At 55.1% G+C, this 11,264-nt stretch carries 9 protein-coding genes; 3 read left to right on the plus strand and 6 right to left on the minus strand.

The genetic code is table 11. From position 1 onward, the window contains the following. Positions 1-412 precede the first annotated feature (412 nt). Positions 413-922 carry a gluconokinase gene (locus ABRP93_RS10955; protein WP_023025546.1) on the plus strand — a complete coding sequence of 170 codons (510 nt, stop codon included), beginning with the start codon at positions 413-415 and terminating at the stop codon, positions 920-922. On the opposite strand, the gene ABRP93_RS10960 is transcribed toward ABRP93_RS10955, so the two are convergent. The 6 genes from ABRP93_RS10960 to ABRP93_RS10985 form a co-directional block, all read right to left on the minus strand. Further along, positions 919-2,313, minus strand: a complete 1,395-nt coding sequence (locus tag ABRP93_RS10960) for a GntP family permease (protein ID WP_023025548.1) — start codon at positions 2,311-2,313, stop codon at positions 919-921. The two genes, ABRP93_RS10955 and ABRP93_RS10960, sit on opposite strands and share 4 nt — an antisense overlap. A gap of 168 nt (positions 2,314-2,481) precedes the next feature. Next, entirely contained in the window at positions 2,482-3,099 is a 618-nt protein-coding gene (locus tag ABRP93_RS10965; protein WP_023025551.1) for a zinc metalloprotease, read from the minus strand. A 170-nt stretch (positions 3,100-3,269) separates the two neighbouring features. Continuing rightward, a complete protein-coding gene (locus tag ABRP93_RS10970; RefSeq protein ID WP_349863694.1) occupies positions 3,270-4,364 on the minus strand; it encodes an ABC transporter ATP-binding protein in 1,095 nt (364 codons plus the stop codon). Positions 4,365-4,401: 37 nt separating this feature from the next. Continuing rightward, positions 4,402-5,724 carry an ABC transporter substrate-binding protein gene (locus tag ABRP93_RS10975; protein WP_023025555.1) on the minus strand — a complete coding sequence of 441 codons (1,323 nt, stop codon included), beginning with the start codon at positions 5,722-5,724 and terminating at the stop codon, positions 4,402-4,404. A 75-nt stretch (positions 5,725-5,799) separates the two neighbouring features. Next, positions 5,800-6,666: a carbohydrate ABC transporter permease gene (locus ABRP93_RS10980; protein WP_411702980.1), complete on the minus strand. Its 867-nt coding sequence runs from the start codon at positions 6,664-6,666 to the stop codon at positions 5,800-5,802. A gap of 7 nt (positions 6,667-6,673) precedes the next feature. Further along, positions 6,674-7,648 (minus strand): carbohydrate ABC transporter permease, encoded by a 975-nt coding sequence (locus ABRP93_RS10985; RefSeq protein ID WP_034659666.1) that lies wholly within the window; start codon positions 7,646-7,648, stop codon positions 6,674-6,676. A 446-nt stretch (positions 7,649-8,094) separates the two neighbouring features. Between ABRP93_RS10985 and ABRP93_RS10990 the strand changes: the two genes are divergently transcribed. Together ABRP93_RS10990 and ABRP93_RS10995 are read left to right on the plus strand one after the other, a co-directional pair. Continuing rightward, complete coding sequence (locus tag ABRP93_RS10990; protein WP_198010522.1) at positions 8,095-9,366, plus strand: threonine/serine exporter family protein; 1,272 nt, start codon at positions 8,095-8,097, stop codon at positions 9,364-9,366. Positions 9,367-9,845: 479 nt separating this feature from the next. Further along, positions 9,846-11,168: an MFS transporter gene (locus ABRP93_RS10995; RefSeq protein ID WP_349863696.1), complete on the plus strand. Its 1,323-nt coding sequence runs from the start codon at positions 9,846-9,848 to the stop codon at positions 11,166-11,168. Positions 11,169-11,264 lie beyond the last annotated feature (96 nt).

An 11,264-nucleotide genomic window follows, 5' to 3' on the forward strand; every position in this document is an offset into this window, starting at 1 on the left:
GTTCAGCGAGAGGTCCTCGTTGTTCTCATAGAGGGCTACGGCATCGCGTTTGAACTGTTCGGAGTACCTGGACATGAAGGTAGATTACCTTTCTTCCCAGCTCGACTGGGCTGGATATCAGGTGTCCACCGAATGGGGGTCAGGTCCTGGTTCCCACACACAAACCATTAGACACTCTCAACATCCACTCTCACGGACACATGATTCGCACTCATCGGGTGTCCACTAAACGAGGGGGTACCTCATTTGTGGAATCTAGGATCTTTGTAACCTTCGCCAGAATAGGGGATTCCACGAAAAATTCGGAAAGGAAGCTGCTTCTCGTCGAGATCTGCATCCGTAATTTCAAAGTTCGGGTCTTGCAACTCGAAGCGGATAAACTGAACAGAAAAAGCCAACCCAAGGAGTCACCATGAACCAGAACAAATTCCGTCACGTCGTCGTCATGGGAGTCTCTGGCTCGGGCAAGACAACGGTGGGGGAGGTGCTGTCGCCGCTGGTAGGGCTAGAGTACCGCGACGGTGATGACATGCACCCGCAGGCAAATATCGACAAGATGGCCGCGGGAACGCCGCTGAATGATGAGGACCGGGAGCCGTGGCTAAAACAGATCGGTCAGTGGTTGGCGGATAGGCCAGAAGGCGCGATGGTGGGGTGCAGTGCACTGAAGCGAAAGTACCGGGATTTGATTAGAAAGTACTGCCCAAGCGTGGCGTTTGTGCACGTACACGGTAACTTTGATGTGTTGTATGAGCGGATGCAACACCGTCCGGGACATTTCATGCCGGCGTCGTTGTTGCAATCGCAATTCGATACCTTGGAGCCCTTGGAAGAAGATGAAACTGGCCGCGTCTTCGATGTGACGCGGCCAGCGGAAGAGATTGCAGAAGACGCTGCGGCTTGGATTAAAACCGGCGCCTAAAAGACTGCGGCCACGCCGTAGAGGACTAGGACGAGTGTGAAACCGATGATGGAGATGAGCATCTGGTTGACGGTCCAAGTCTTCAGAGTTGTCATGGTATCCATACCCATCAGGCGGCCGACGAGCCAGAATCCGGAATCGTTGACGTGAGAGCCAAAGACCGAACCGGCGGCGGTGGCCACGACGATGAGTGCGAGTTGGAGTTCGTTGAACCCGCCAGCCTCCACGGCGGGGACCATGAGGGCAGCAGCAGTGGTGAGTGCGACGGTGGCCGAACCTTGTGCCAAGCGGAGGGCTACGGCGATGAGATAGCAGGCCAGGATGACGGGGATACCGAGACCGGAGAGGGAATCGGCAAGCGCATCGCCAATGCCGGAGGTGCGAAGCACTCCACCGAACATGCCGCCCGCACCGGTAATAAGTACGACGGAACAGATAGGGCCAAGCGAGGAGTCAACGAGTTTTTCCAACGCCGACTTTTCCACGCTGCGGCGCAGGCCCAGAACTACCAATGCGATAAGCACCGTAATCAGCAGTGCGATTGGGGTTTGGCCGAGCATGACGAAGAACCTGACCCACGTGGCATCGGCATCAATGGTGCCGTAGGAAGCTAGAGCGTTGAGCCCAGTATTGAAGAAGATAAGCACCATCGGGATGAGCAGGATGGAAATCACTGTGGTGGCGGACGCAGGTTTTAAGGGTTGTTCTTCCTCATCAAGGACGGGCCCGGCGATGGCGTCAGTGACCTTGAACGGGAATTTCTTTCCGGCCACTAGTCCAAAGCGGTAGCCAGAGATATACCAGGTAGGCAGAGCCAGCAGTAGGCCGACGAGCAGCACCAAGCCAAGATCGGCGCCGTAGAATTCGCTTGCGGCGACAGGACCGGGGTGCGGTGGCAGGTAGACATGCATGACAGAAAATGCGCCAGCGGCCGGCAAGCCAAAGGCAAGGACTGGGCCATTCAAGCGGCGGGCAACAGCAAAGATAACCGGCAGCATCACGATAAGCCCAGCATCAAAGAAGATAGGGAAGCCCATAATCAGCGAGGCGACGCCGAGTGCAAGAGGCGCTTTATTTTCGCCGAAGCGGCGAACCATGGCATCGGCAAGCGATTTCGCACCGCCGGAAGATTCCACGAGCCGGCCGATCATGGCGCCGAGCCCCACCAGTAGCGCAACCGAGCCAAGGGTGGAGCTGAAACTTTCCGTCATCGTAGGGACAATGCCTTCGAGTGGTATGCCTGCCGCGAGTGCCGTCAGAGCGGACACCACCAGCAGCGTGAGAAAAGCATGGAGCTTGAAATATATGACCAGTACCAAAATTACAGCGACCGCAGCAACTGCAATCCCTAGCAACGTACCAGTGGACAATGTGGGCTCCCACGTCTCCATAGGGCAGGCTCCTTTACTTGTGCAAACCTTTGAATAAGGGCAACGTTAGCAGCAGCGCTGCTAGCCGATGCCCATATTCGCCCAACGCGGCTTATCCAACACCCCGAAACTGGGCATATAAAAATCCCCTGGCTCCCGTTCAGGACCAGGGGAGAAGCCGAGGCAAGCTTAGTCGAACTGACCTTGGATGATGGCCGCTGCATCAAGCGGGGTTACGTGATAAGAGATTGGATTTTGATTGGAACCTGCCATAAGTGCGCCGGCACAGGAATGCCCCGCGCCCATCATGTGGCCTAGCTCGTGAGCAATGGTGCCTTGGAGCGCCTCAGGGTAGGTGGCGTTGGGCATCTTGATGGAGACCAACTTGTGATCTGGGTAAGCCGACCCCTGGACGTAGCCGCGAGGATCCGGATTGTAGATGATGGAAATGGTGTCATCATCAGCTTCGGAAGGCTTTACTTCCTGAAGGGAAGCCTTCCCCCCGAGAGCCTCATTCCACTCGGCAACGGCGGCGTCCAGCTGCTTGCGGTATGGGAAGTTATCCGCCACTTTGTACTTCAGTACGCCATCGCTGAAATAAGGTTTTACAGAGTCCTCATCGTGGAGGATGGAAGGATCTGGAACCGGCTTGCCCTCGTTAGCTAGCTTGGTGATGGTCTTGCAGGTTCCAGGATCGATGATGGAACGTACTGGGTCGCTCTTTGCGTTCGCTGCCGGCGCGGCGATAGTACCGAGAATGGCGGTGGTGGCAAGGGCAGTGACAGATAGCTTCTTTAGAGAGCGCATCGGCAGTTAGTGACCTTTCGATTGGCTTTATCGTTCGTGGAATGCAGTTGGCCTTAGCAATATCCGCGGGAAACAGAATTGCGTGGATGCCTCAGGCAATCGAGTAACAATGAATTTTTGCTACACCGGGCAAAGTAGAAATTTACATTGTTAACTTCGCTTTGTCGACTTTAGTTTAGACGCTCACCAGTAGAAGAACTAAATAGGTGGATGCGGTCAGGATCTGGGGAAACGCGGAAAGTGTCACCCACCGTGCAATCACGGCGAGCGCTTACTAACATGCCAGTTTGTCCGCCCATTCGGGTCGTCGACTGTAGATTCTCCCCGGATTCTGCCAAGTCGCCATAGAGGTAGGTTTGATTGCCGAGCTCTTCAACGTGCTTAACGGTGAATTCCGCACCTTCCTCTGTGTGCACCCAATCTTCAGGGCGAACGCCAACGGTAATGGATTGCGCACCATCGAAGTCGTAATTGGCCAAGTTGATGCGAGTAGACCCCAGTGAAAGCTGGCTAGAGGTGAGTGCGAGGTTGTAGATATTCATCGCAGGGGAGCCGATAAAGCCGGCAACGAAGACGTTTTGGGGGCGATCGTAGATTTCACGAGTGGTATCTACTTGTTGTAGGACACCGGCGTTAAGAACTGCGACGCGGTCACCCATGGTCATTGCTTCGGTCTGGTCGTGGGTCACGTACACCGTCGTGGTGCCTAGGCGGCGTTGCAAATTTGAAATCTGCGCGCGGGTAGAGACGCGTAGTTTTGCATCCAGGTTGGATAGTGGCTCGTCCATGCAGAATACAGCAGGTTCGCGCACGATGGCGCGGCCCATCGCTACACGCTGACGCTGGCCGCCTGAAAGATTCGCGGGTTTTCGGTCAAGTAAATCCTCCATCTGCAAAATTTTCGCGGCTTCTTGCACCCGTGTCTTAATCTGATCCTTGGGAACTTTCCGGTTCTCCAAAGCAAAGGACATATTCTGCGCGACCGACATATTCGGGTACAGGGCGTAGTTCTGAAAGACCATGGCTACGTCTCGATCTGATGGGCTGACTCCAGTGACGTCTTTTCCGCCGATCCGAATGGAACCTCGGTCCGTTGGCTCAAGGCCAGCGAGCATTCGCAGGCTGGTGGATTTTCCGCAGCCAGAAGGCCCGACGAGGACCAAAAATTCGCCATCGGCAATATCTAGATTGAGTTGGTCAACTGCGGGACGCTCCGCGTCTTTGGAGTAGATGCGGCTTGCTCCATCAAATGTGACAGTAGCCATGGTGTTACCTTTCAGATGTTAAGGAGAATTGGCACGGTTAGCCGTTAATGACGGGCTTTACCTGGTTGTCATAAATGGACTGCAGAGTCTTTTCCAGATCCGTGAGCACCTTGGTGACATCGTCGCGGTTGGTGACGATCTTCTCGAAGGCTCCACCAATCTCCTGATCTGCACCAGGGAGGAATACACGGGCGTTGTCCTGTGGGCGAGTTTCTGGAAGCTGCTTGATAGCAGTCTCGAAATTCGGGTTCTCTTCCATGAATTTCTTTTGTTCCTCGTTGTCGGCAGCAGAAGAGCGGACCGGCATGTAACCCACATTTTGGGACCAGTACGAGGTGTTTTCGTCGTTCGTGATGAAATCAATCAGCTTAATGGCTGCCAACTGGCGGTCCTTGCTAATACCGGAAGGAATGGCAAGACCGGCACCTCCGGTGGGGCAAGCGCCGTCTCCCTTTGGATTGGGAAGGAATGCGGTTCCTAATTCGAAGTCAGCGGTATCAGAGATACCTGCAAGGTCGCCTGTGGATAGGACAGTGGCTGCAGCGCGTCCGGTACCGAATTCCATAGCCATGTCATTGCCCATGTAGGAATAGCCATTCTTGCTATCGGTAACATCCTTGAGCCATTCCACAGCCTCGATGGTTTTGCCATCAGTGAACTTCAAATCCCACTCATCGGAGTAGGCGCCGCCCTTAGACCACAAGGGGCCTTGGAAAATCCATCCCAGGTAGCCAACGGCGTCGCCCCAGCCAAATGGCTTCATTTTGGAATCCGCGCTCGCGAGCTTTTTAGACCACTCATCCATTTCGTCCCAAGACTCCGGTCCGCGGTCCGGCAGGCCAGCCTTCTTCCAAGCGTCCTTGTTATAGAAGAACAGGGGAGTCGACCGAGCAAAGGGAAGCGCGAAGTGGCCGCCGTCGTAGTTGTAGTCCTCATAGAGTGGCTGGACATAGCTTGAAAGGTCAATATCGGCTTCTTTGGCTAGATCATCAACATTGGCAATCTGCCCGTTGATAGCGAAGTTGTACCACCACACATCGGAGAGAACCACGATGTCTGGAAGATCAGAGCCGGTGAGTGCAGCATTAAACTTTTGTGCTGCCTCCTCGTAGTTCTTTCCAGCGTCAACAAGGTTGACCTTAATATCAGGGTTTTCCTTCTCGAAGCGAGAGATGATTTCCTTTTCGATGTCCTTTGAAGAAGCTGGGTGGTTGGACCACCACGTCAATTCCGTGACCTCGCCACCATTGCCACCGTCGCTACTGCCCTGGGAACTCGTAGATGAGGTGCCAGCACAAGCGGCAAGAAATGAAGCGGTAGAAGCAGTGGAAGCTAGTGCGAGAAACTTACGGCGAAGCATGGGTATCTCCTTATATTTAAGTCAAATTGCGAAGAAGTGGGTGAAAACGGCGAGCGCGATGGGGATAGAAATCTTCTAACCTTTTACGGCGCCAGTGGTGAGACCTTGAATCATGTATTTCTGCAGGCCAAGGAAGATGACGACCATCGGAAGAATGGTTAGAACGGTAGCGGCCATTACTGGGCCCCAGTTAGTAACGCCATCATTGTTTTGCAACATGGTCAGGCCCACCTGCAAGGGAGCGACACGTTCCGTATCTGCCATCAGGAAAGGCCACAAGTAGGTATTCCACTCGTTTACTAGTGTGATCACGGAAAACGCTGTCAGCGTTGGCCAAGAAACGGGAAGAAGCACCTTGGTGAGTAAGCGAATGGGGCCGGCACCGTCCATGCGAGCAGCTTCCACAAGTTCATACGGCAAGGAAAGAAAGTGATTACGCATGAGGAAAGTGCCGAAGGCAACACCAGCCAGCGGAACGATGATACCGACAAAGGTATTGCGCCAGCCCAAGGAATTGACCAAGGCATAGTTGGAAATCACCGTGATTTCTGCAGGAACCATCAGGGAAGAAATCACTACGATGAAGACTAGATTGCGTCCTGGGAAGCGAAGGATAGATAAGGCGTAGGCGGAGACGACACCAAGCACAATTTTTATAGCGGATAGTACCGCGGTAATGAAGACCGAGTTGCGCAGGTAGGTCCAGAAGGGAACGCGCGTGGTGGCATCTGCGTAATTTTTCGTTTCCCACGTCGGCGGTAGCCAGTTAACTGGGTCGGTGTAAATGTCACCTCTGGCCTTGAATGAGGTCATCAAAATCCAGAACAACGGCAGTCCCACGAGCAGGAGGACGAGGATAATTCCCACGTAGCCGCCGATGAGCTTGGCGCGCCTAGCTACAGGGGAAGAGTCTGTGACCATGTGAAGATTTGAATCAGCCATTGGGTGGTTAACCTCGCTTATCCATGATGCGGACCTGAATCAGCGTAACGACGAGCAGGATGAGGAATAGGATTGTCGCAGCAGTGGCGCCGTAACCAGCGCGGAAATTGACAAAGGTTTCGTTATAAATCTGAAAAACCAGCGTCTGGGTGCCGTTGCCTTGTGGGCCGCCTCGGGTCATGACGTTGATGATGTCAAAGACCTGCACAGAGTTGAGCAGTACCGTAATGGAAAGGAAGAAGGTGGTATTGCGCAGTTGCGGCATCGTCACGCGCCAGAATTTGCGCCAACGGCCTGTTCCATCAATGGCAGCAGCTTCGTCTAATTCCTTATCTAGGCCCTGTAGGGCAGCCAAGTAGATGACAAACGTATAGCCCAAGTTTTTCCACACGAACGTGAATGTCACCATGAACAACGCCCAGCCAGGCACGGCATAAAAGTTTGGAGAACTTATGCCAAACCACCCAAGGATTTCTTGAATCAATCCGAAGTTGGGGTCGAATACGAATTGGAAGGCGATACCAATCGCGGCACCGGAGATCGCATAAGGCGCGAAGACCACCGAGCGTGCAAAGTTGCGACCCCTGATTTTTTGATTGAGAAGAAGTGCAAGCGCGAGCCCAATCACCATGGAGCCGATGACCGCGAAAAAGGTGAAAATGACGGTATTTAATACAATCGTCTTTGTGTCATCGCGCGTGAACCACTCCACGTAATTATCAAAGCCAACAAAAGTGGAGCTTGAACTGGAAATATTCCAATTAAAAAAGGAAAGCCGAATATTATCCAGCAGCGGCCGGTAGGTAAAGATAGCCAGCAAGATGAGGTTGGGCGCCAAAAGTACGGCAGCCAGCAACCATTCCTTATGTCGGCTCTTTGTAGCCTTTCGTACGAGCTCCGATGAATTATCGTTGCTCGGGCCAGTGGCCGTGGCAGTCGCGATGCCGTTCTTAGCGTCGGCGTGGTCATCCCTGAGAGTCACCCAGCCAACGTAAACCGCGTAGATTACGGGGTGTTTCACATAATGGAAACTTTTGATGAATTGTAATCGTCGAGTCCGTAAAGGCTAGGGGACTATTGCGAACTCGATGAAAACAACTCCAGCGCCCGGGCCTCAGTAAAGGGCCGCAGGGCGCTGGAGCTGGTTCTCTCTATCTCTCTTGCGTTCTCTCAAACGCTAAGGAAAGTATGGCGCTAGACCCTGTTATAGGCATTGAAAAAAGCTGGAATTTTCCTGAAAGTTAGTGGAGGCTAAGAGGGGGCACGGGGTAGGCAGGCGGTGCGCTAGTCTGGAAGGTAGAAGAAACAGCCAAAATGTGGGTGGAAGCTGGGGCAATGGCCGGCGAAAGGCGGCCTGGCCCGCAGCTTTCCCGCGAGGTAGAGGTGAAAGATTTGTCGTCGCAGTATGATCCGAATTTTCACCGGCAGATGGGCGTGGAAGCTGACGTCGTGTTGCGTGTCGGGATGATGCTGATGGGCGCTGGCACATCGGGATATCGCGTGCTGCGCGGTATGAAGCGCAGCGCCCGGGCGCTAGGGTTTGACTACTTGGATGCCAACGTGGGGCTAACGCAGATTACCTGTACCTTTCACCGGGGTGACTCCTTTCGCACCGTGATTGCGCGCACGCATTCGCCGGCCGTTGATGCCTCCCGCATTGAGGCATTGGAGGACCTCACCCATAACCGCCTGTACTCCGGAATTACTGCAGAAGAGCTTTCGGGAATGCTCGATTCCATTGAAAGTGACGTAAAAAAGCGTTGGAATGTGTGGGTTCTATCCACCGCAGCCGCGGTCGCGTGCGCGGCGTTTGCATTCCTGAACTTCTTTCCGGTGCAGGCGGTAGGGCTCGTCGCGCTGGCGGCGTTCGTGGGGCAGTTCGTGCGCTATGAGGTGCTCCACCAGCACGTGCACCAAATTGGCGGGATCATCGCCGGTGGCGCGGCAGCCAGCATCACGTTCTTTATTCTTATCGAGATCCTAGGATTTGCCGGGGTGGTAGAGCCGAGCTCGCTGTCCTCGGGCTATGTCGCGACGGTGCTCTTTTTGATTCCGGGGTTCCCGCTGTTTTCGGCCCTGATCGATATTGCGCGCTTTGACTTTGACGCGGGCATCGCCAGGCTGGGGTATGCGTTTACGGTCATCTTTACCGCTACGTTTACAGTCTCCATGGTCAGTTGGTTGACGGATCTTAGCCCGGATCCGCCGGTCCCCGCGCCGGATACGCGGTGGTACCTGCTGGCTTTTGTCGCCAGCTTCTTCGGCATCGCGGGCTTTGCCTTCCTCTTTAATTCCTCGCGCCGCATGGTCCTAGTTGCCGCAAGCGTGGGAACCGTGGCCAATGCGGTGCGCCTGGGACTCCTTGAACTGGGCACGACCATCTACTTTGCGGCTTTTATTGGCGGGCTGATTATCGGACTCTTGGGAGCGGTGGCCTCGCAAAAGGCGCGGTTGCCGCGCATTACCACGACCGTGCCTGCCGCCGTCATTATGATTCCTGGGGTGACGATGTTCCGCGCGGTTTATTACCTCAACGATGGACAGATGGATCAGGCTGTGGCGAATGTGGCCACCGGTTTGATGGTAGTAGGCGCTATCGGCGCGGGGATGGTATTTGCCCGGCTGCTTACGGACCGCGATTGGGCATTGGGACGGCTCATTGACTTCGATAAGGAAATCCCACGGAAGAAGCCCGCCTAGCGCGGGTGGTTCGGCCTTGCAGCGGGGCCGAGGCGATAGCCAGCGGCGGCAGGCAGAGGCAGCGGGCAAAACGGCGGCGAATAATGTGACTAGTAAAACGCCAGCGGCACCCGGTTCCTGTCGGTTCCGAGTGCCGCTGACGTCTCTCTCTACAAGGGTGTTTCCATGTATCGGTTTTCACCGCCCTCTGGAAACTGAGGGGTTCTCTCTATCTCTCTCGTATGCGCTCTCTCAAACGCATGATTTAAGTATGGGGCATGCGGCTGGGCTCGCCATTGAATCTGCCTGAAAGGTTGCTGCTAAGTGCTGTGAGTTGGGTGGGGAAGGGGAGGCATCGGCAAGCAAAGCCTGTAGTAGAGGCAATAAAGGTGTACGAAAGTGATCTAAACCATAGTAAGTTCTGTAGGCTCGTCGCTATGGGCGCAGACTATGCTGCGCCATTTTTGCGAATGAAGCTCAACAGAAACGAGGTGAGGAGCATGGCTCCTCTGATAGCCCCACCGCCAGCGAGCGATGAATCTGCCCCAACGGGTGTGGACGTTCCTGGCACTTCACACGAACAGCGCGTTTCCGCCATCAAGGCCGCTTTCATCGGCACGTTCATTGAGTGGTTCGATTATGCGGCCTATATCTATATGTCCGCGATTATCTCGCGCGTCTTCTTCCCGGAAATGGAAGGCCGCCGCGCGCTAATTTTGACCTTCGCGCTCTTCGCACTGTCATTCCTGGTGCGCCCCATCGGCGGAATAGTCTGGGGCCATATTGGTGATAAGCACGGCCGCATCCACACGCTGACCTATTCCATCGTATTGATGTCGATGGCAACCGCCTGCATCGGCCTATTGCCTGGGTATGCGACCATCGGCTTTGCGGCCACACTCTTGCTCCTGCTGTGCCGCATGGTGCAAGGCTTTTCCGCAGCCGGTGAATACGCCGGCGCCGCCACGCACCTGGCTGAGATTGCCCCACCTGGAAAACGCGGGATTTATGCCGCGGTGGTGCCATCGGCAACCGCATCAGGGTTGCTCTTGGGCTCGCTCATCGCGGCATTTCTTACCGGTGTGCTTGAAGATGATGCCCTGCATTCCTGGGGCTGGCGCGTTCCCTTCCTGGTGGCGCTGCCGCTGGGCTTGTACGGCCTATGGATCCGCCGCCACACGGAGGAATCCTCCCGCTTTGAAAAGCACGCGGACACTGAGCTTTCGCCGCTGCGCCAAGTGCTGAAGTACCCCAAGGCCCTGGCCATTGCTTTTGCCGGCGCGGTGCTCAACGCGATTGGCTTCTACGTCATCTTGACCTACCTGCCCACCTATCTTTCGGAGGAGCTGGGCATGGCAGAAACCCCGGCGTTTGTCGCCTCCTCGGTGGCTTCCGCGTTCTACGTGTGCTTTGCGCTATTGACCGGCCTGCTGTCCGATCGCCTAGGCCGGCGCACCACCATGCTGTGCGCCGCGCTCTTTATGGGCCTTGCCATTATTCCGGCATTCATGCTTCTCGATGGCGCAGGCATTCTGCTCGTCATCATCATCCAGGTGTGCCTGGGTGGGGTGCTGGCGCTTAACGATGGCGTCTTGCCCTCCTTCCTTTCCGAGCAGTTCCCCACGCACGTGCGCCTGTCTGGTTTCGCGCTGACGTTTAATACGGCCAATGCCATCTTCGGTGGTACAGCCCCGATGATCGCGACGTGGCTGATTGATACCACCGGAAATAAACTCGCCCCAGCGTTTTACTTGGTGGCTGCGGCGATCGTGACGGGTACCGCCGTGCTCTTCGCGCCGCGCAAGAACGACCTGGTGGCATAGCCCTTAACCCAGCAAGTAGGGCCTAAACGACAGGATGTGTTGGTGAAGTTATATGTTTAGCCGGTCTGGAGTGCTGGTATTAGGATTATTTCACTT

The sequence above is a fragment of the Corynebacterium sp. KPL2850 genome (assembly GCF_040225855.1).
GTDB lineage: Bacteria > Actinomycetota > Actinomycetes > Mycobacteriales > Mycobacteriaceae > Corynebacterium.

What these genes read in the sequence shown, in the direction of transcription:
- ABRP93_RS10955 (WP_023025546.1), top strand. Translation starts at nt 413, where the DNA reads ATGAACCAGAACAAATTCCGTCACGTCGTCGTCATGGGAGTCTCTGGC.
- ABRP93_RS10960 (WP_023025548.1), bottom strand. Translation starts at nt 2,313, where the DNA reads ATGGAGACGTGGGAGCCCACATTGTCCACTGGTACGTTGCTAGGGATT.
- ABRP93_RS10965 (WP_023025551.1), bottom strand. Translation starts at nt 3,099, where the DNA reads ATGCGCTCTCTAAAGAAGCTATCTGTCACTGCCCTTGCCACCACCGCC.
- ABRP93_RS10970 (WP_349863694.1), bottom strand. Translation starts at nt 4,364, where the DNA reads ATGGCTACTGTCACATTTGATGGAGCAAGCCGCATCTACTCCAAAGAC.
- ABRP93_RS10975 (WP_023025555.1), bottom strand. Translation starts at nt 5,724, where the DNA reads ATGCTTCGCCGTAAGTTTCTCGCACTAGCTTCCACTGCTTCTACCGCT.
- ABRP93_RS10980 (WP_411702980.1), bottom strand. Translation starts at nt 6,666, where the DNA reads ATGGCTGATTCAAATCTTCACATGGTCACAGACTCTTCCCCTGTAGCT.
- ABRP93_RS10990 (WP_198010522.1), top strand. Translation starts at nt 8,095, where the DNA reads ATGGGCGTGGAAGCTGACGTCGTGTTGCGTGTCGGGATGATGCTGATG.
- ABRP93_RS10995 (WP_349863696.1), top strand. Translation starts at nt 9,846, where the DNA reads ATGGCTCCTCTGATAGCCCCACCGCCAGCGAGCGATGAATCTGCCCCA.